The following is a 20,806-nucleotide window of genomic DNA, read 5'->3' as shown; positions in this document are numbered from 1 at the left end:
TTATGGATGTTTTTAGTCATGGAAGGAGAGAGCAACCGTGGTTGCACAGTCAATACTTATTACGTTAATAGCAGGGTTTCTTATAGCGGTCTTATTATCCCCTATCATGATTCCTATGCTGAGAAGGTTAAAATTTGGCCAGGCGATTAGAGATGAAGGGCCTAAATCTCACCAGAAAAAGAGCGGGACTCCTACTATGGGAGGAGTCATGATCCTCCTGTCAGTCCTTATTACTACTCTATTGATGACTTCTATATTTCTGGAAGTCACCGTTGAAGTCTGGCTTCTTCTCCTTGTAACGATTGGTTTTGGAGTACTTGGGTTTCTCGATGATTTTATAAAAGTAGTGATGAAACGGAATCTAGGGTTAACATCAAAGCAAAAGCTCGCTGGACAGCTGGTTATTTCAGTTATCTTCTATGTAGTTCTTGCCCAATCAGGATTTTCTACAGAAGTTACAATTCCAGGCACAGGCATGGGAATCGACTTTGGAATTGCGTATTTGATTCTTGTGATTCTTATGCTCGTGGGAGCTTCTAACGCGGTGAACCTTACTGATGGGTTAGATGGTCTCCTTGCTGGTACCGGGGCTATTGCCTTTGGAGCCTTCGCTGTCCTTGCTTGGAATGCTGGCATGGGAGAAGTGGCTGTATTTAGTGCAGCGGTCGTCGGAGCCGTTCTAGGGTTTTTAGTTTTCAATGCTCACCCGGCAAAGGTGTTTATGGGAGATACAGGATCCCTTGCATTAGGAGGAGCTATTGCAGCTATAGCGATCATTACAAAGATGGAAATTCTCCTTATTATCATCGGAGGAGTATTTGTGATAGAAACTCTTTCTGTCATTATTCAAGTCCTCTCTTTTAAGCTTAGGGGAAAAAGAATTTTTAAAATGAGCCCACTTCATCACCATTACGAGTTAAGCGGCTGGTCCGAGTGGAGAGTTGTCATGACCTTTTGGCTGGCGGGACTCATTTTTGCAGTGTTAGGCATTTATATTGAGGTGTGGATAACATGAAACAAATAAAAGATTTTGAAAATAAGGCGGTTCTTGTCCTTGGCCTGGCAAAAAGCGGAATGGCTGCAGCCCGGCTCTTAAAAAAATTGGGGGCCAACGTAACCGTAAACGATGCAAAGGATCTGGCGGGAACCGAAGAAGAAAAGGCTCTCCGCAAGGAGGGAATTACACTCGTGTCAGGAGGGCATCCTGCTTCTCTGCTTGACGAAGCAGATTATGTGGTTAAAAATCCGGGTATCCCTTATCACAACCCTCTAGTCAGTGAAGCTGTAAACAGGAACCTGCCTGTAGTCACTGAAATTGAATTGGCTTCCCTTGTTTGTGAAGGAGACATAGTGTCTATCTCGGGATCCAATGGAAAAACAACTACAACTACACTTTTATATGAGATGTTAAAAGGAAACGAGAATAAAAAGCCTTGGATTGCAGGTAACATTGGAACGGTAGCCTGTGAAGTTGCCCAGGAGGTAAAAGCACAGGATATCATGGTCACGGAAGTATCAAGCTTTCAGCTAAAAGGAACAAAGGATTTTCACCCTCACGTAGCTGTTTTACTTAATATTTTTGATGCTCATCTTGATTATCACGGAGACCGCCTGGATTATGAACAGTCAAAGGGGAAAATGTTTAGTAACATGACCTCCGAGGATGTCATTATTTACAATAGTGATGACCCAGTGGTTGAAACATTGGCGAAACATTCAAAAGCGCAGCTCGTTCCTTTCTCTGCTTCCTCCAAGCAGTCTGAAGGTGCTTATGTGGAAAATGGATGGATTACCTTTAAAGAAGAGTCCATCCTTTCTCTTAAAGAAGCGTCGCTTCCTGGAGCTCATAATGTAGAAAACATGCTTGCTGCCGTAGCTGCGGCTAAAATTCTCGGGGGCTCTACCACCCAAATTATAGATGTTCTGAAAACGTTCAACGGTGTAAAACATCGTCTGCAATTTGTCGGGAACCTCAATGGAAGAAAAATATATAATGATTCTAAAGCGACTAATATTCTTGCTACTCAAAAAGCACTCTCTTCTTTTACACAGCCTGTTGTCCTTTTGGCCGGAGGGCTGGACAGAGGGAATTCATTTGATGATTTAATTCCGTATCTGGCCAAAGTTAAAGGAGTCGTCACATACGGGGAGACCAAAGGGAAGATTGCAGAAGCTGCCTATGAGGCAGATGTAAGCAATATTGAGAAGCAAAATACACTGGAAGAAGCAGTGAAAACAGCATATAAATTGACTGAAGAGGGTGATGTGCTTCTTCTCTCTCCAGCCTGCGCTTCCTGGGATCAATTTAAAACTTTTGAGGAGCGGGGAGAGACGTTTATTAAAGCTGTACAGCATCTCCAGTAAAGTAACTTATTTACCCGGCTATCTAAGAGCATGTTCGGGCATGTCTTGCATACATTTTAGAGAGGCAGACCTTGTCTTCCTACTCTACTTTGCAAGAGGTGACGGCCTTGTCAAAAACTACTCGGATGCCCGACTTTCTTTTACTTGGCGCAACACTGCTTTTACTGATTATAGGAATATTAATGGTGTACAGTGCCAGCTCAGCATGGGGTGTATATAAATTTGATGATCCTTTCTATTTCGCAAAGCGCCAGCTTTTATTTGCCGGAGCTGGACTGGCGGCCATGTACGTTACAGCAAAGGTAGATTATTGGACGTGGCAGAGCTGGTCGAAGCTGCTTTTAATTATATGCTTTATTCTCCTGCTGATTGTACTGATCCCTGGTGTGGGGCTTATGCGGGGAGGAGCAAGAAGCTGGCTGGGGATTGGTGCTTTTTCTATTCAGCCCTCTGAATTTATGAAACTGGCCATGATTATTTTCCTGGCCAGGTACTTATCCAGGCACCAAAAGAAAATTACAAAATTCAAAGAAGGTCTCCTACCTACTTTACTGCTGATCTTTACAGCCTTTGGACTCATAATGCTCCAGCCTGATTTAGGAACCGGAGCTGTCATGGTCGCTACTTGTGTGGTTATGATCTTTGTATCAGGAGCTAGAATCAGCCATTTTGTCTGGTTAGGAGTAGTTGGAGCCGCCGGTTTTGTAGCTTTGATTGCGTCAGCTCCTTATCGTATTAAGAGAATTACCTCTTTTTTAGACCCATGGTCAGATCCTTTAGGGAGCGGATTTCAAATCATTCAATCCTTGTATGCTATCGGCCCCGGCGGGTTGTTTGGGATGGGCTTTGGGGAAAGCAGGCAGAAATACTTTTACCTGCCGGAGCCTCAGACAGATTTTATTTTTGCTATTATTGCAGAAGAAGGCGGTTATATAGCCGGAGTAGTTATTATTCTTTTATTCACCATCGTCATGTGGAGGGGGATACGCATCTCACTCGGAGCTCCAGACATGTACGGTGCCCTTCTTGCAGTTGGGATAGTAGGGATGCTGCTCATACAGGTTATGATTAACGTAGGAGTGGTGACAGGTTTATTTCCGGTCACAGGCATCACCTTGCCTTTTCTCAGCTATGGAGGATCTTCTTTAACATTAATGCTGCTTGCCATAGGGATTTTGCTTAATATAAGCATACAGGCAAAGCACTAGCATCATTAGAAGCCTAGTTAAGGAGAGTTTACACATGAAAATTGTTGTAACCGGGGGAGGAACAGGGGGCCATATTTACCCTGCTCTTGCCTTGATTAAAGAAATAAAAGAAATCGATCCAGCAAGTGAATTTTTGTATATTGGTACGAAAAAGGGATTAGAAAGCGACATTGTGCCTCGTGAGGGCATTCCTTTTGAAACAGTGGAAATTACTGGTTTTAAAAGGAAGCTGTCTTTGGAAAATGTGAAAACAGTAATGAGATTCGTCAAAGGAACCAGACGTGCAAAAAAGCTGATTAAGGACTTTAAAGCTGACGCTGTGATAGGAACCGGAGGGTATGTAGCGGGACCGGTTGTCTTTGCAGCAGCAAAGCTTGGGATTCCAACTCTTGTACATGAACAAAACAGTGTTCCAGGTTTAACAAATAAGTTTTTAAGCAGATATGTAGATAAGGTAGCCATTTCTTTTAAGGAGTCTTCCTCTTTTTTTCCAAAGGAGAAAGTAGTATTTACCGGAAATCCCCGCGCTTCGGAAGCAGTTCGGGCAGCAGGCTCTAATCCTCTTCCGGAAATGGGTCTTGATCCACATAAAAAGGTCGTGCTAGTGGTTGGAGGAAGCCGGGGAGCCCGGCCGATCAATGAGGCGTTTTTAGAAGCGCTGCCCGAAGCGGGAAAACAAAAATGGCAGTTTTTGTATGTTACTGGTGCTGTCCACTATGATAAAGTGATGGAAGAAGTGGATAAGGCGGGAAACCCAAGTAATGTAGTCATTAAACCATTCATTCACAATATGCCTGCGGTGTTGTCAAACGTTGATGTGATTGTAACAAGAGCAGGAGCGACCACACTAGCGGAAATCACAGCTTTAGGGCTGCCTTCCATTTTAATTCCAAGCCCTTATGTAACCAATAACCATCAGGAAAAAAATGCCCGCAGCCTCAGCGATAATGGTGCAGCGGTTATTCGTCTGGAAAAAGAAATGAACGGTAATATGCTTTTAAAAGATGTGGAAGATATTTTAGGGACGGAAGCGACCTGGGAGAGAATGAATAGGTCGGCAAAAGAGCTGGCTATGCCGGATTCAGCAAAACAAATTTACAATCTTATCCAAAGCCTTGTGAAGCCGGTCGGCAAATAGTTACTCAGAGGGCAGAGAATGAAAAAAGAGAGGTGCCTTTTATATGAAAGAGATTATTGAGGAACTTCAAGATGCGCAAATTGGGAAAGTAAAAGAAAGTGAGCCTTTATCGAAACATACAACCTGGAAAATAGGCGGACCTGCTGATGTGTTAGTAGAGCCTGCCGGTATAGAGGAAATGAAAAAGACCATGGAAATCATTCAAAAGCATAATGTTCCTTGGCGGGCAATCGGCAGAGGGTCAAATTTATTAGTAGATGACAAAGGAATTGAAGGAGTTGTGATCAAGCTCGGAGAAAATATAAGTCATCTGGAAATTGGAGACGGGGAGATCAGAGTAGGCGGTGGATATTCCATTATTAAGCTGGCTACGATTATCAGTAAAAAAGGTCTCTCTGGTCTTGAGTTTGCCGGAGGCATTCCTGGAACGGTAGGCGGAGCAGTATTTATGAACGCGGGGGCTCACGGCTCTGACATGAATAAAATATTGATCAAAGCTCATGTGTTATACCCCGACGGGACAATGAAATGGATTGCAAAAGAAGACATGGGATTTTCTTACCGGACATCCAGGCTGCAAAAGGAAAAAGGCATCTGCCTGGAAGCTGTTCTTGAAATTAAAGAGGGAAACAAGGATGAGATTGTATCAGAAATGCAGAAAAATAAAGATTACCGAAGAAACACTCAGCCATGGAAGGACCCGTGTGCTGGCAGTGTGTTTCGCAACCCTCTTCCAGATCATGCAGGAAAGCTCATTGAAGAAGCTGGCTTAAAGGGCTACCGTATTGGCGGAGCTCAAATCTCTGAAATGCATGGAAATTTCATTGTCAATATCGATAATGCCCAGGCAGCAGATGTGTTAGCACTCATTGATCACGTGAAGACAACCATCAAGGAAAAAAATAACGTTGAGATGCACACTGAAGTAGAAATTGTCAAAAGGTAAAGAGTAACAAAGAGGGACAGACAAGATTATTTTTGAAATGGTGCTCTGTCCTTCCTTACAAACCATATGAGCATTTCCCCAAAATATGCCTCTGTACAGGAGGAAACGAGCGGGAAGGATTGGGGGAGAAAAAAAGATGTCAGACAAAAAAGTCGTTACCTTGGATAATGCGAACACAGCCTTGCACGAACAGCGAAAGAAGAGAGCCAACCGCCGCCTTATTACATACCTGTCCATCTTTTTTTTCCTTATACTATTGGTTGTGTATTTCCAATCCCCGTTAAGTCACGTAAGGAATATCCAAGTAGCAGGCGAGCAATATGTTCAGGCAGAAGAAATAGAAAAAGCCAGCAATGTAAAAAAAGGGACAAGCATATGGAATGTCGACATGACGCAGGCAGAGGAAAGAGTAAGAGAGTTTTCTGAAATAGAGAATGTGAACATTCAGCGGTCACTTCCCGCAACGATAGCCATTGAAGTAGAAGAATATCCCCGTATTGCCTATGTTAAGAATGGTGATGAATACCTGCCTGTATTAAGAAACGGAAAGACTTTACAGAATGCTGCCAGAGCTTCGGTTCCAGGTGACGCGCCGGTGCTCTCAGGATTTTCTTCCATAGAAATTTTAGAGGAGTTTTCTGCAGAACTTGGAGAAGTAGGGGAGGGAATCTTAAACCGCATCTCCGAAATCCATCATGTGCCCGATGACGAAGATCCTCTCCGGCTGCTAATGTATATGAATGATGGTTTGCAGGTAGAGTCTACGATAAGAAACTTCTCAGACCATATGACTCCTTATCCCGTAGTAGCTAAAGAAATTGACCCTGAAGCTGCAGGAGTTCTCCATATGAAAATGACTCCTTATTTTGAAGCATTTGAGGAAGAAGCTGAAATGTCAGATGAAGGACTAGAGGAAACAGTAGAAGAGGGGGCTGGTGAAGTAGAGGAAGGAAATGCAGAGGAAGAGTAGTCCAGAGGTGGGGCAAATTTCCACAAAGTGAATGTAAAAGCAAAGGAGAGAGGTTCTTAATCTGAATACAAAGATAGAACCTTTCTCCTGTTTTTTGGAATAAGAAACTTTATATAGTGCTATGACTTTTCCGAGAAACCTGAATTTAGCCCTCTGTTTTTCCTATTTTCTTCATTTTTCTGCGGTAGCCTGCAACTTTGCCTTTTCTAGGTCTTCAACTTGGTGTAGACTTATAAGTAGCGGCAATTTTTTGCTTTTGGATATTTCTTTTTTTTTATTATTAAAAAACAAATCCCTTTGACTATGAAAAGAAAACATTCTGTTCTTTTTACTGTGTGCTACATATAGTTTGCATGAAATTTTATTTTTACCAATAAAAAAGGGTATTGCAAGAAGTTGTGGAAATGTTAGTGGTAAACAAACAATTTCCCTTATTCTTTTTATGATTTTTTCACAAAAGCAAAGGTTGATCATGCTATTATAGATGAAAGATGGGAACGAATGCAGGTGGAAAAGCAGTAATAGATGCAGATGCCAACGGGAGGTGCCAGTACATGAACAACCAGGACATTTATGTCAGCTTAGATATCGGTACATCCGGTGTCCGGGTCATCATCGGAGAAATGTCAGATGGCTCCCTTAAAGTAATGGGAGTAGGTAATGCCTCCTCTGAAGGAATTAAAAGGGGGGCTATCGTTGATATTGATGAAACGGTGAAATCAATCCGTCGCGCAGTCGAACAAGCGGAAAGAATGGTCGGCCTGACGGTTGAACAAGTCATCGTCGGCGTAAATGGCAATCACATACAATTACAGCCATGCAGTGATGTCGTAGCTGTATCCAGCCCTGATCGCGAAATAGGCGATGAAGATATAGAGCGAGTAATCGATGCTGCCCAGGTTGTAGCCATTCCGCCGGACCGGGAGATTATCGATGTCATACCGAATCAGTTTATTGTAGACGGACAAGAAGGAATCAATGACCCACGCAGTATGCTTGGAGTCAGGCTGGAAATGGAAGGATATATTATTACAGGATCCAAGACAGCTTTACATAACCTGCTGCGGTGTGTAGAACGAGCAGGGCTTGAAGTGGCCGACATCTGCCTTCAGCCCCTGGCTGCAGGGGCCGTAGCTATCTCCAAAGATGAAAAATCCTTAGGAGTAGCGCTGGTGGATATCGGTGGCGGCTCCACCACCGTTTCTGTTTTCCAGCATGGCAGTCTCCAGGCAACCTCAGTTCTTCCAGTTGGAGGAGAACATATCACCCATGATATCTCTGTAGGATTGAGGACAACTGCTGAAGAAGCAGAACGGGTGAAGGTTGAGCATGGACATGCCTATATCGATGGAGCTTCCGATGAAGTGACCTTCCAAATGAAGACCATTGGAAGTGATGTTGAGGAAGAGTATTCTCAATTCGATATAGCTCATGTCATTGAGCCGCGTATGGAAGAAATTTATGAACTGGTCGAAGACGAAGTACGCAAACTGGGCTTTTCAGATCTTCCGGGAGGCTACGTACTCACAGGAGGAAGTGTAATGATTCCTGGAGCTCTAGAACTTGCACGTGAAGTGCTCAAGCATAATGTCCGTATAGCCGTTCCAGATTATATTGGTGTACGAGAGCCACGTTTTACAACAGGAATCGGACTTATTGAATTTGCTTATCGAAATGTTAAAATTCAGGGTAAAGAAGTTGCAGCATCAGTTACAGTAAAAGAAGAACATGAATTACAAGAACGTTCGGCGAGAAGAAAGAAGGCACCAAAACAGCAGGAAGAAGAAACGGACAAGCCTGGTGTAAAACAAAAAGTGAGAAACTTTTTTAAAGTGTTTTTTGAGTAAATATATGCAAACTCATGTAAACTCGCCAGATTTGACGGATTAGGGGGACCTGAGATGTTAGAATTTGAAATGGATATGGATCAGCTGGCGCAGATTAAAGTAATTGGTGTCGGCGGCGGCGGTTCAAACGCTGTAAATCGAATGATCGAAAACGGCCTGCAAGGTGTTGAGTTTATTGCTGTTAATACAGATGCTCAGGCATTGCAGTTGTCAAAAGCTGAAACGAAGCTTCAGTTAGGCGGGAAGCTTACCCGTGGTCTGGGAGCTGGAGCAAATCCAGAGATCGGAAAAAAAGCTGCTGAAGAAAGCAAGGAACAATTAGAAGAAGCCTTAACCGGTGCCGATATGGTCTTTATCACTGCAGGCATGGGAGGAGGAACGGGTACAGGTGCTGCTCCAGTCATTGCTGAGGTTGCTAAAGAAATTGGTGCCTTGACAGTTGGCGTGGTAACCCGTCCATTTACTTTTGAAGGCCGAAAACGTTCAGGCCAGGCTGCCGGAGGAATCGGTGCCTTAAAAGAAAAAGTAGATACATTGATTGTCATTCCAAATGATAGACTTCTGGAAATTGTTGATAAAAATACTCCGATGCTTGAAGCTTTCCGGGAAGCGGATAACGTGCTCCGTCAAGGTGTACAAGGTATCTCAGATTTAATTGCTGTACCTGGTCTTATCAACCTGGATTTTGCAGACGTAAAAACCATTATGAATGAACGAGGCTCAGCTTTAATGGGTATCGGAATCGCCACCGGCGAAAACCGGGCAGCAGAAGCTGCGAAAAAAGCGATTTCCAGCCCTCTTCTTGAGACATCTGTAGATGGAGCTCAAGGTGTGCTGATGAATATCACAGGCGGAACAAATTTAAGCTTGTTTGAAGTTCATGAAGCGGCTGAGATTGTCTCGGATGCCTCAGATCCGGAAGTTAACATGATTTTTGGATCTGTCATTAATGAGAACCTAAAAGATGAGATCGTGGTTACTGTGATTGCGACAGGATTTGAAGAAGCTGATGAAAGCCAGCCTTCTAAGTCCCCATCTCGAGGCACAGGGTTAAATAACAGACCACAGCAATCAGCAAGCTACTCTCCGGCAAATAACAGCAGACCTGCACCACAGCAGCAGCGTCCGCAAGAAGAGACTCCTGAACCTCAACAGAGACAGCAGCCTCAACAGGAAGAGTCTGATGCACTCGACATACCAACCTTCCTGCGAAACCGTCGGAAGAGAAGATAAAGAACTAAAAAGGTCAATCTTATAATAGAGGACCCCCGTTTTAGAGGGGTCCTCTATTTTTTATTCTAAAAAGCACTAAGCACTCTTATCATTTAGTTCAATTCTTTTCCATCTACTAAGCTTGATTGCTCACTACATGTAAAAGCTTTTCCCCACACTCAAGCGGTAGGAGGGATCAGACGAGACCCCGCTGGCATAAGCCTGATAGGCTTGCCGATTCCCTCCGCGGAAAGGGGGAGTGTCCCCTGGTACAGAATCACATAGCTTTTCATTGCGAAATTTATTGTAAAAAGGAGTGAAAAGGCTGACAAAATCAAGCAAAAGAAGTGAAGCCAAGCTGTCATAAATTGACAGACTTTTATATAGAATGGGAATATACTTACCTTACTTAGACTACGAAGAAGGATGATAGGGGTGATTCTATATTTAGATTTAATCTGGATAGGCAACTTTGTTATTAACATAATATTATTATTGTTAACAGCCAGATTTTTAAAAAGAAAAATCAGTTTGAAACGCCTGCTGATCGTCGCTGCCGTCAGCTCTTCAACTGTTTTTCTCATTCTCACTCCGTTAGAAGGATTTTTCCTGCACCCACTAGGAAAATTTCTTTTATCAGTAGGTGTGGTCATTGGTACTTTTGGATTTTATAATTTTTCTTTTCTTTTCCAAGGTTTATTTATGTTTTATATGGTCAGTTTTGTAGCCGGCGGAGGAGTGCTTGCTTTTCATAATTTTTTCCATACTTCTCCTGTATTGAAGACATGGGCTGAACAGGCTTCTTTTGCCTCTTATGCCTCCTTGCATTGGCTTACAATTATCCTTTCACTGCCTCTAATATGGCTGATAACTGTCAAAGCTATTCAGTACCATAGAACGAGGGGAAAACAAGAAGCAAAATGTGTTGATGTTGAAATTAAAATTGACAGCCTGGTGATTGAAGGAAGAGGATTAGTGGACACCGGCAACCAGTTAAAAGACCCGATCACTAAGACCCCAGTAATGATTGTGCAGACAGATTTATTTAAGGAACGGATGAGCGAGAGCCAGTTTGAGAAATTCTCTCGCTTACTATCACTTACTGAAAATATGAATGAAGAAACAATATCGGTGTTCTGGCAGGAACGTATCCGAATCATTCCTTTCAGGGCAGTAGGCAAACAGCAGGATTGGCTCATTGCTCTTAAGCCGGATGAGGTGAAAATAAATATTGGCGAGAAGGAGCATATCCTGCCCCGTATTTTTATTGGCCTTGAAGAAGGTGCTTTATCAGCGACCAGTGATTTTCAAATGATTGTCCCATCTGAGCAAGTGGAGGAGTTTTCAGGGGAATCTGCATCATAGGGAAGAAGGGGGAGAACAACTGGTATGATAAAATTAAAGATAAAAATTATGTGGTATAAGGTCCTTCGTTTTTTAGGTGTCAAACCAGACGAAATATATTATATAGGGGGAAGCGAAGCCCTTCCGCCGCCTTTATCAAAAGAGGAAGAAGCTCACTTAATCAGCAAGCTTTCTACAGGAGATAAAGTAGTCAGGTCCATGCTGATTGAAAGAAACCTCCGGCTTGTTGTTTACATTGCGAGAAAATTTGAAAACACCGGGATCAACATAGAGGACTTAATAAGCATCGGTACGATTGGGTTAATTAAAGCAGTGAATACTTTTAATCCTGAGAAGAAAATTAAGTTAGCTACTTATGCTTCCAGGTGTATAGAAAACGAAATACTCATGCATCTTAGAAGGACCAACAAAACCAGGTCTGAGGTTTCTTTTGATGAGCCTCTTAATGTGGACTGGGACGGCAACGAACTTTTATTATCTGACATCCTAGGCACAGATGAGGATATCATCACTAGAGGGATCGAAGAAAAAGTTGATAAAAAGCTGTTGAGGAAAGCTCTTGAGACGTTAAATGACAGAGAAAAACAGATTATGGAACTGAGGTTTGGCCTTGCCGGGGAGAAAGAGAAGACGCAAAAAGATGTTGCAGACTTTCTTGGAATTTCCCAGTCTTATATTTCCCGGCTTGAGAAAAGAATTATAAAAAGACTGCAAAAAGAATTTAATAAAATGGTGTAATGTTCTTCACTCCGTAAAGGAGTTTTTTTTTGCCTTGTTTCATAATAAGCCTTGTTTATACGAGGAGTAATCAATTTCCGCTTCTCAATTTTTACTTTTAAGCAAAAACCCAATAGGTAAGAATGTGCATATTTTTCCTGACCAGGGACATACTGAACTCATACAAAGCTGCAAGATTCCAAAAAACAAACTTTCTTATCCAGGAAAGTTGTTTTTTGCACATCATCGCTGTATGGGAGGGAACGCCGTGTCACGAAACAAAGTGGAGATTTGCGGTGTAGACACATCAAAACTGCCCGTATTAAAGAACAAGGAAATGAGAAAATTGTTCGCAGAAATGCAAAGTGGAGATGAAAATGCAAGAGAAACCCTTGTAAATGGAAATTTGCGGTTAGTGTTAAGTGTTATTCAACGGTTTAATAACCGGGGAGAGTATGTGGATGATTTGTTCCAAGTTGGATGTATCGGTTTAATGAAGTCCATTGATAACTTTGACCTGGGTCAGAATGTTAAATTTTCGACATATGCTGTGCCAATGATTATTGGTGAGATCAGAAGATACTTACGAGACAACAATCCGATAAGGGTGTCTCGCTCACTGAGGGATATTGCCTATAAGGCACTGCAGGTAAAAGATCAGCTTATGGCTGATAAAACGAGGGAAAGAGAACCAACCGTACAGGAAATATCCAAGGTGCTTGACGTTCCTAAAGAAGAAGTTGTTTTTGCATTAGATGCAATCCAGGACCCGGTATCTTTGTTTGAACCGATATACAATGACGGCGGGGATCCCATTTATGTCATGGACCAAATTAGTGACGACAAAGAAAAAGACAGTCAATGGCTGGAGCATCTTGCGTTGAAAGAGGCAATGATTAAGCTGAACGAAAGAGAAAAAATGATCTTGAACATGCGTTTTTTTGAAGGGAAAACACAAATGGAAGTAGCAGATGAGATTGGGATTTCCCAGGCTCAAGTTTCTCGGCTTGAAAAAGCAGCCATTCAACAAATGAATAAACACTCTAAAAGCTAAAGCAGCCAAAGTGGCTGCTTTTTTTATGCACTTCTTCGTTTAACGCATGCTGTTCTATCTTCGTACATACATTTGTATAAGTCAGTAATGAGAAAAAATATGTGGAGTCAGATCTCGAAACAATGCCTGCTTTACATCATACCCTGATGGTGGAAGTGACAACACCCGAAAGAAGAGAGGATAAAGTCTATGATGAGAATATCTGATTTACAGGCGAAAGACATAGTGAACATGCAAACAGGAAAGCGTCTGGGAAATGTTGGCGATATAGATATTAACATTGAGACTGGTCAGGTTGAAGCAATCATCGTTGGTGGGTCAGCAAAAATGATGGGTTTTTTTAACAAAGAAGATGACTATATCATCCCGTGGCCTAATATTGTTAAAATTGGATCCGATGTCATACTGGTCAACCTTTATGATCAGGAAGGATAAAGGGCATTCCTCCTTTTTCCTTCTTTTTCTTCCTTCTCTATGGGACAAGTGCAAAATGTGTTACAATAAAGCGAATCACTATGTCCAATTCTTAGCAAAAAGGATGATAGTCAAATGAAGCATGAACCGTTTCAACCCATGACTTCTCAAATACTCACAATAGAACCGTGGAAAGAAAAGTTCACTCATATAGAGGCCGGGTTTACCTCCAGAGCAGGCGGGTCAGGATCCGGGCCGTACGATAGTCTTAATTTAGCTCTTCACGTAGGAGAAGATCCAGAAAAGGTAGCTGTCAATCGTAAGATCATTGGTGATATAACAGGTTTTCCTGTAAACAGCTGGGTTGCATCTAACCAGGTCCATGGCAGTGACATTAAGAAAGTCAGCCATAAGGATGCAGGGAAAGGATCTGTATCTCTTGAAGATTCGGCAGGGGATGCTGACGGGTTATATACAACGGAGCAGAATCTCTTTTTAGTAAGCTTTTATGCGGATTGTGTACCTTTGTACTTTACGGCTCCAAAGCAGGGAGTCATCGGTTTGGCTCATGCAGGCTGGCGCGGCACAGCCGCTAACATCGCTGCAGAAATGGTTACCCTGTGGAGCAAAGAAGAACAAGTAAAGGCAGAGGACATTTATGTGGCGATCGGACCTTCTATTGGTCCCAGAGCTTATGAGGTTGATGACCATGTGGTCAATGAATTAAAGAAAGTGCTTTCTCCAGATAGACAATCGGGCTGGCAGGAAACCACACAAGGCAAGTACCAGCTGGATTTAAAAGAAGTTAATAAACAACTCCTCCTGGAAGCAGGAGTAGATGAGGACCATATAGTCATCTCAAACTACTGTACATACAAGGAGGACACACTGTTTTTTTCCCATCGCCGTGACCAGGGAACCACTGGGAGAATGATGAGCTTTATAGTAAAAACACAATAATTTGAAACTTTCATAATGAAAGAAAGGAGCAGAGGCACTTGGATATTAAACAAAATTTAACACACATTGAATCCGAAATTAAACTTGCCTGCCAGCGTGGTAGCCGCAGCGAGGACGACATAGCTATTATCGCAGTCACAAAATACGTCAGTGTTGAGACCGCCTCTAAAGCTCTGGATGCTGGAATCAGACATATCGGTGAAAATAGGGCAGAGGAGGGAACCGCCAAAATAGAAAAACTGGACAAGCCTGCTACCTGGCACTTTATTGGTTCTCTTCAATCCAAAAAAGTAAAGCACATGATTGACAAGTTTGACTACATCCATTCACTAGACAGAATATCACTCGCCAAAGAGATTCAAAAACGCATGCCTGAAGGCAGGAAAATGAAGTGCTTTGTCCAGGTTAACGTTTCAGGAGAAGAATCAAAATCAGGGCTTTCTCCAGAGGATACTTTGTCGTTTATAAAGTCTTTAGAAGAATTCCCGGCTATTGAAGTGGTTGGACTAATGACGATGGCCCCGTATACGGAAAATCCAGAAGAGACACGTCCGGTATTTAGAAATCTTAGATTGTTAAGAGATTCAATTAAGGATTTAAATTTGAGTCACGCACCCTGCCTTCATTTATCGATGGGAATGTCTAATGATTATGTCATTGCGGTTGAAGAAGGAGCCACGTTTGTTCGCATTGGAAGCAGTCTCGTAGGAAAAGAATGAAGATTTAGGTGAAGGAGTGGAAAGCTCATGGGGTTCAAATCTAAATTTAAACGTTTTTTTGAATTGGATGATGAGGTAGTCGAAGAGGAAATAGAACATTTTCCAGAGCAAGAAAACGAATTTACAGCTGCAAAGAAAAAGGGAAATACCCAAAATGTAGTCAGTCTTCAAAGCATTCAGCAGTCGTCAAAAATGATACTAGTAGAGCCCCGGGCTTATGAAGAGGCTCAAGAGGTGGCAGATCATTTAAAAAGCAGGAAGGCCGTAATTATTAATTTGCAGTTAATCTCACAGGATCAGGCAAAAAGGATTGTCGATTTTTTAAGCGGTACCGTGTATGCTATAGGAGGGGATATTCAGAAGGTGGGGCAGAATATTTTCCTATGTACTCCTGATAACGTGGATGTTTCAGGTGCAATATCAGAATTGATGTATGAAAAATACAATAAGTAAGACAAGTAAGAGGTTGGGGTGATGAGAAAGATATGCAGACAATAGGTACGCTGCTTCTTGTAGGAATGCAGATATATTCATTTATGGTAATCATCTATATTTTTATGTCCTGGTTTCCAAACGCTCGGGAGTCGTCATTTGGCCAGACTATAGGATCTTTAGTAGAGCCTTATTTGGAACCTTTCCGAAAGATAATCCCTCCGCTGGGTATGATAGATATTTCTCCAATTGTGGCCCTTGTTGCTCTTCACTTTGCTCGCTTTGGAGTACAGGCTCTCTTCTTTTAAGGAGGTTCTTTATGGCACTATACGAACATTTTCGAAAAGAAGAGCGGCCGTTTGTGGAACAGGCCAGTGAATGGAAAGAACAAGTGGAAACGCGTTATGAATCGAAGCTGACTGATTTTTTAGATCCAAGAGAACAGGATATTTTGAGATCTATAATTGGCAATGATGAAGTAGTCAAACTTGAGTTTTTCGGGGGGCCCCAAGGTTCTGAAAGGAAAAGAGCCTTGCTGTTTCCCTTTTATGAAGCCCCGGAACAGGATCAATTTCACATTAGAATTTATGAGCTGGATTATCCTGTTAAATTTGTTTCTGTCGGCCATAGAGATGTCCTGGGTTCCATGCTAGGCCTGGGGGTAAAGCGGGAAAAATTTGGGGACATCATTTTACAGGCACAAAGAATTCAGATAGCAGTTGCAGAAGAAATTGCTTCTTTTGTAGAAATGAATTTTACAAAAGTTGCATCTGCATCCATTCAACTCCACTCTGTTTCGTTAGAAGAAGCAATTCCTGTCAGAGAGGAATGGGAAGAAGTATCCACTACGGTCTCTTCTTTGCGTCTTGATGTCCTTTTAGCGGAAATGTTCCGCTTATCTCGAAGTAAAGTCGTACCCTACATTGATGGAAAAAGAGTCAAGGTCAACTGGAGAATTGCAGATCAGCCTTCATTTCTAGTAAATGAAGGAGATTATCTATCAGTAAGAGGACTTGGCCGCAGGAAACTGCTTACAGTGGAAGGGAAGTCAAAAAAAGATAAATGGCGAGTTAGCTATGGAAAAAAACAGGATCCTTCATAGAAAAGAAGGGTTTTTACATGTAATTGTCGAAAAAAGTAACATCAGTTAATCAATTAAGTCACGGAGGTGCTTCTTTTGCCGTTAACTCCCTTAGATATTCACAATAAAGAGTTTACAAGAGGTTTTCGCGGATATGATGAAGACGAGGTAAATGAATTTCTGGATCAAGTTATTAAAGATTATGAAACTGTTATTCGGGAGAAAAATGAACTGTTTGAAAAGGTGGATGAACTGGAAGAACGACTAGAACATTTTTCTAACATTGAAGAAACGTTAAATAAATCCATTCTTGTAGCACAGGAATCAGCTGAAGAAGTACGTAGAAATTCTAAAAAAGAAGCTCAGCTGATTGTGAAAGAAGCGGAGAAAAATGCAGACCGAATTATTAATGATGCTCTCTCCAAATCAAGAAAGATTTCATTGGAAATTGAAGAACTGAAAAAGCAGGCATCAGTATACCGCATGAGATTTAAGATGCTTATTGAAGCCCAGCTTGAAATGTTACATAATGACGATTGGGATGAATTAGCGAGATCAATGGAAGAAGAGCTTGAGTCTTCTTCTCCGGGGGAAGACTAAAGAATACCCCACTTGACTTCTCGATTATGATTGTTCTATAATTTGACAAAACCATGAGAATGATAAATGAATATCCCTCTATCATGCTTATGTTCTGTAAAGCAGAGACTAAGTATCATAGCAGGTAACAAGACGTTGAAAGGGACGTGCCGTTCTGTCTTCCTTCGATAGCGAGCCGGGGATGGTGGAAGCCTGGTGACAGGAGCAGCTGCGGACATCACCCTGGAGTTCTGGTGCCGAAACTTTGGTTAGGTTCCAGCGGTGAAAGCCGATATTACAATGAAGTGACTGCATATAGCAGATCATTAGGGTGGTACCGCGAGACCTTCTCGTCCCTATACCCGGGACGAAGGAGGTCTTTTTTTTATGGATAAAAGATCACTCAACTATAATTATTTTTAGAACAGCTTTCGCAAAGAATTTGTTTCCTGGGTATTTGCTTTCATCTCTTAATGATCGCTTGTTTATTTTAAATGAGGAGGAAAAAGTAATGAGTTATAAAGATACATTACGAATGCCAAAAACTGAATTTCCGATGAGGGGAAACCTTCCAAATCGGGAACCAGAACGACAACTAAAATGGGAAGAGCAGAACATATACGAAAAGGTGCAGGAACGCACGAAAGGCCGTCCTCTTTTTGTTCTGCATGATGGCCCGCCTTATGCCAATGGTGACATTCATATGGGTCATGCATTAAATAAAGTATTAAAAGACATTATTGTCCGCTATAAGTCTGTAAGCGGGTTTCATGCACCGTATGTACCTGGCTGGGACACTCACGGTCTTCCTATTGAAACAGCTTTAACGAAAAACAAAAAGGTCAACAGAAAAAAAATGTCTGTCGCTGAATTTCGTAAAGCTTGCGCTGACTATGCGATGGAACAGATCGATCGTCAACGGGAACAATTTAAGCGGCTTGGAGTAAGAGGAGACTGGGAAAATCCTTATGTCACTCTCACAAAGGAATACGAAGCCCAGCAAATCAAAGTATTTGGTGATATGGCCAAAAAAGGGTACATCTACAAGGGGAAAAAACCAGTCTACTGGTCACCTTCCTCGGAGTCTGCACTGGCAGAAGCGGAGATTGAATACCATGATAAACGTTCACCATCCATTTATGTGTCCTTTGCAGTAACAGATGGAAAAGGAGTCCTTGAAGGTGATGAAAAGTTCGTTATTTGGACCACTACTCCGTGGACCATTCCTGCGAATCTAGCCATTACAGTTCATCCTGAACTTGAATACAGTGTTGTCAAAGTAGGAGAAGAAAAATACGTCGTAGCTTCTGGGCTTCTAGAGACCATTGAGAAAGAAATTGGCTGGGAAGATACTGAAGTGGTAAAGACAGTCCAAGGAAGAGAATTGGAACATGTGATGACAACACACCCTATTTACGGCAGAAATTCACTTGTAATCCTTGGAGAACATGTAACCCTTGATGCTGGAACAGGATGCGTCCACACTGCCCCTGGTCACGGGGAAGATGACTACATTGTAGGCCAGCAGTATGGGCTGGAGACGCTTTGTCCTGTGGATGATAAAGGGGTTTTCACTGAGGAAGCTCCTGGGTTTGAAGGTCTTTTTTATGATGAAGCGAACAAACCGATTACCCAAAAACTTGAAGAGCTTGGGGCTTTATTAAAGCTGACCTTTATCACTCACTCTTATCCACATGACTGGCGCACAAAGAAACCTGTTATTTTCAGAGCCACGGCTCAATGGTTTGCCTCCATTAAAGATTTCCGAGAAGACTTGATTTCGGCAGTGAAAAAGGTGAAATGGGTTCCAGAATGGGGAGAAACAAGGCTTCATAACATGGTCAGGGACCGGGGCGACTGGTGTATTTCCCGCCAGAGAGCGTGGGGAGTTCCAATTCCAATTTTTTATGAGGAAAATGGAGAAGAAATTGTAACTGATGAGACAATCAATCATGTATCCCAGCTTTTCCGGGAACATGGCTCTAACATTTGGTTTGAGTGGGAAACAAAAGATCTCCTGCCAGAAGGCTTCACCTCTTCTAAAAGTCCAAATGGAAACTTTACTCGTGAGATGGATATTATGGACGTCTGGTTTGACAGTGGTTCATCCCACCAGGCTGTTTTGGTGGAAAACGAAGAACTTCAGCGTCCGGCAGATCTTTATTTAGAGGGTTCTGACCAATACAGAGGGTGGTTTAACTCCTCCTTGTCCACAAGTGTGGCAGTGTCTGGAGAAGCGCCTTATAAAGGTGTTCTCAGCCACGGCTTTGCGTTGGATGGGGACGGTAAAAAAATGAGTAAGTCACTCGGTAACGTTGTAATTCCAAACAAAGTAATGAACCAGCTTGGAGCAGATATTCTTCGGCTGTGGGTAGCTTCAGTAGATTATCAGGCAGATGTTCGGATATCAGATAAGATTTTAAAGCAGGTTGCTGAAACCTACCGTAAAATCCGCAATACATTCCGATTTTTGCTTGGAAACCTTCACGATTTTGATCCAGCGACAGATCGGGTCTCTTATGAGAAGCTTCCTGAAATGGACCGCTATATTCTTGTGAAATTAAACGATCTTATCGGCCAGGTGAAAAAAGGGTATGATGAGTACCAGTTTTCTACGGTATACCATGCCCTGCATAACTTCTGCACCATTGATTTAAGCTCCTTTTACATGGATATTGCAAAAGATACGTTATATATTGAAGCAGAAGATGCTTTATCCAGAAGAGCGATTCAGACGGTAATGTATGATGTGCTCGTGAGTCTTGTAAAACTCTCTTCCCCAATCCTCGCTCATACAGCAGATGAAGTATGGGAGTTCATTCCAGGGGTAGAAGAGGAAAGTGTCCAGCTTACTGATCTTCCAGACGCAGAGGACTTACCTGAAAGTGATCAGCTAAAGGAAAAATGGGGCACAATCATGAGCATCCGCGATCAAGTGTTAAAGGCTCTTGAAAATGCCAGAAACCAAAAAGTAATCGGAAAGTCTTTAACTGCTTCCATTTCTCTTTACCCTACTGAAGACGCGAAAACGGTGCTTGAAGGTGCTGGGGAACTGACTCGTTTGTTTATCGTTTCAGAAGCTGTCATTGACGGAACGAAAGATGAAGCACCAGAGGATGCAGAAATACATGAGCATTTGGCAATCGCAGTCAGACCAGCTGACGGAGAGACTTGTGAACGCTGCTGGACTGTTACTAAAACGGTAGGTGCTCAGGAAAAATATCCTGAGCTCTGTGATTCCTGCGCTACGATTGTTAAAGAAAATTATGCAGAAACTGAATAACCCATGAAAGGCATCAAAGGATAACTTGCCTTCGTTTTACCTGCCAGTGAAAGCCCCTGTTTCTCATAAGAACAGGGGCTTTTCTTATAAAAGAAATTCAAAAAAAGTGAGGAGGGAGGGAAAAATTACGCTGTGTAAAATACGGTGTTCAGCTTACCTTAAAAAAAGAGAGCGAAGAGAAAGGTGAAGCAAATGAACACTGAATGGTATTCTCTGATGCTTGAAGCAAGAAGAAAAGAACTGGAACGGCAGGGCGCTGGCGAAGGAAACGGAACAGTCAGCGGAGAAGAAGCAAAAATTAGCACAATGAGGGAATTTGAAAAGCATAAAGCATCCCTTTTGCAGGTAGGGCGCCAGCAAGAATGGGAAAAAGTTACAAGTGTAATTGAAAAGCTAAACCAGTTACAGTAAAAAACTAAAACGACTTTTTCGCACAAGATTTCATTCTTTTCTCGTACAAGAGCAAAATAAAATAAGGTTACATTTACCGTTTCATTTCTTTTATGCTAAAATGCTT

The 20,806-nt window shown here is 42.2% G+C and carries 20 protein-coding genes and 1 other annotated feature; all 20 genes read left to right on the top strand.

Annotated features, from left to right (window positions below; all coding sequences use genetic code 11):
- Positions 1 to 37 precede the first annotated feature (37 nt).
- Entirely contained in the window at positions 38 to 1,015 is a 978-nt protein-coding gene (gene mraY, locus ACFPU1_RS05490; protein ID WP_385939326.1) for a phospho-N-acetylmuramoyl-pentapeptide-transferase, read from the top strand.
- Positions 1,012 to 2,364 (top strand): UDP-N-acetylmuramoyl-L-alanine--D-glutamate ligase, encoded by a 1,353-nt coding sequence (gene murD, locus ACFPU1_RS05485; RefSeq protein WP_385939324.1) that lies wholly within the window; start codon positions 1,012 to 1,014, stop codon positions 2,362 to 2,364. The genes mraY and murD overlap by 4 nt, the downstream gene beginning before the upstream one ends.
- A gap of 125 nt (positions 2,365 to 2,489) precedes the next feature.
- Positions 2,490 to 3,572 (top strand): stage V sporulation protein E, encoded by a 1,083-nt coding sequence (spoVE, locus tag ACFPU1_RS05480; protein ID WP_385940468.1) that lies wholly within the window; start codon positions 2,490 to 2,492, stop codon positions 3,570 to 3,572.
- Positions 3,573 to 3,606: 34 nt separating this feature from the next.
- Positions 3,607 to 4,710: an undecaprenyldiphospho-muramoylpentapeptide beta-N-acetylglucosaminyltransferase gene (gene murG / locus ACFPU1_RS05475; RefSeq protein WP_385939322.1), complete on the top strand. Its 1,104-nt coding sequence runs from the start codon at positions 3,607 to 3,609 to the stop codon at positions 4,708 to 4,710.
- Between the two features lie 43 nt (positions 4,711 to 4,753).
- On the top strand, positions 4,754 to 5,656 hold the full coding sequence (gene murB, locus ACFPU1_RS05470) for a UDP-N-acetylmuramate dehydrogenase (RefSeq protein WP_385939320.1): 903 nt from the start codon (positions 4,754 to 4,756) through the stop codon (positions 5,654 to 5,656).
- 136 nt (positions 5,657 to 5,792) lie between these two features.
- A complete protein-coding gene (locus ACFPU1_RS05465) occupies positions 5,793 to 6,626 on the top strand; it encodes a cell division protein FtsQ/DivIB (protein ID WP_385939318.1) in 834 nt (277 codons plus the stop codon).
- A 554-nt stretch (positions 6,627 to 7,180) separates the two neighbouring features.
- Positions 7,181 to 8,473 (top strand): cell division protein FtsA, encoded by a 1,293-nt coding sequence (ftsA, locus tag ACFPU1_RS05460; protein WP_385939316.1) that lies wholly within the window; start codon positions 7,181 to 7,183, stop codon positions 8,471 to 8,473.
- A gap of 54 nt (positions 8,474 to 8,527) precedes the next feature.
- Entirely contained in the window at positions 8,528 to 9,706 is a 1,179-nt protein-coding gene (ftsZ, locus tag ACFPU1_RS05455; protein ID WP_385939314.1) for a cell division protein FtsZ, read from the top strand.
- Positions 9,707 to 10,120: 414 nt separating this feature from the next.
- Positions 10,121 to 11,050: a sigma-E processing peptidase SpoIIGA gene (gene spoIIGA, locus ACFPU1_RS05450; protein ID WP_385939312.1), complete on the top strand. Its 930-nt coding sequence runs from the start codon at positions 10,121 to 10,123 to the stop codon at positions 11,048 to 11,050.
- A 24-nt stretch (positions 11,051 to 11,074) separates the two neighbouring features.
- A complete protein-coding gene (gene sigE / locus ACFPU1_RS05445; RefSeq protein WP_100399414.1) occupies positions 11,075 to 11,788 on the top strand; it encodes an RNA polymerase sporulation sigma factor SigE in 714 nt (237 codons plus the stop codon).
- Between the two features lie 232 nt (positions 11,789 to 12,020).
- Positions 12,021 to 12,821 carry an RNA polymerase sporulation sigma factor SigG gene (sigG, locus tag ACFPU1_RS05440; RefSeq protein WP_100399413.1) on the top strand — a complete coding sequence of 267 codons (801 nt, stop codon included), beginning with the start codon at positions 12,021 to 12,023 and terminating at the stop codon, positions 12,819 to 12,821.
- A gap of 189 nt (positions 12,822 to 13,010) precedes the next feature.
- Positions 13,011 to 13,256, top strand: coding sequence for a YlmC/YmxH family sporulation protein (locus ACFPU1_RS05435; protein WP_385939309.1), 246 nt, complete (start codon positions 13,011 to 13,013; stop codon positions 13,254 to 13,256).
- Between the two features lie 114 nt (positions 13,257 to 13,370).
- Complete coding sequence (gene pgeF / locus ACFPU1_RS05430; RefSeq protein ID WP_385939307.1) at positions 13,371 to 14,195, top strand: peptidoglycan editing factor PgeF; 825 nt, start codon at positions 13,371 to 13,373, stop codon at positions 14,193 to 14,195.
- Between the two features lie 38 nt (positions 14,196 to 14,233).
- Positions 14,234 to 14,914 (top strand): YggS family pyridoxal phosphate-dependent enzyme, encoded by a 681-nt coding sequence (locus ACFPU1_RS05425; RefSeq protein WP_385939305.1) that lies wholly within the window; start codon positions 14,234 to 14,236, stop codon positions 14,912 to 14,914.
- A 27-nt stretch (positions 14,915 to 14,941) separates the two neighbouring features.
- Entirely contained in the window at positions 14,942 to 15,367 is a 426-nt protein-coding gene (locus ACFPU1_RS05420) for a cell division protein SepF (RefSeq protein ID WP_054635261.1), read from the top strand.
- A gap of 32 nt (positions 15,368 to 15,399) precedes the next feature.
- Positions 15,400 to 15,654: a YggT family protein gene (locus ACFPU1_RS05415; protein WP_054635262.1), complete on the top strand. Its 255-nt coding sequence runs from the start codon at positions 15,400 to 15,402 to the stop codon at positions 15,652 to 15,654.
- An 11-nt stretch (positions 15,655 to 15,665) separates the two neighbouring features.
- Positions 15,666 to 16,448 carry a YlmH family RNA-binding protein gene (locus ACFPU1_RS05410; RefSeq protein WP_385939303.1) on the top strand — a complete coding sequence of 261 codons (783 nt, stop codon included), beginning with the start codon at positions 15,666 to 15,668 and terminating at the stop codon, positions 16,446 to 16,448.
- 75 nt (positions 16,449 to 16,523) lie between these two features.
- A complete protein-coding gene (locus ACFPU1_RS05405; protein ID WP_385939301.1) occupies positions 16,524 to 17,027 on the top strand; it encodes a DivIVA domain-containing protein in 504 nt (167 codons plus the stop codon).
- Positions 17,028 to 17,153: 126 nt separating this feature from the next.
- Positions 17,154 to 17,367 (top strand) — a binding site (T-box leader).
- Positions 17,368 to 17,517: 150 nt separating this feature from the next.
- Complete coding sequence (ileS, locus tag ACFPU1_RS05400) at positions 17,518 to 20,289, top strand: isoleucine--tRNA ligase (RefSeq protein ID WP_385939299.1); 2,772 nt, start codon at positions 17,518 to 17,520, stop codon at positions 20,287 to 20,289.
- A gap of 192 nt (positions 20,290 to 20,481) precedes the next feature.
- A complete protein-coding gene (locus ACFPU1_RS05395) occupies positions 20,482 to 20,700 on the top strand; it encodes a hypothetical protein (protein WP_385939297.1) in 219 nt (72 codons plus the stop codon).
- Positions 20,701 to 20,806 lie beyond the last annotated feature (106 nt).

Origin of the sequence: Thalassorhabdus alkalitolerans (assembly GCF_042656525.1) — a bacterium.
Lineage (GTDB): Bacteria > Bacillota > Bacilli > Bacillales > Marinococcaceae > Thalassorhabdus > Thalassorhabdus alkalitolerans.
This window is presented reverse-complemented; position numbering and strand designations above follow the sequence as displayed.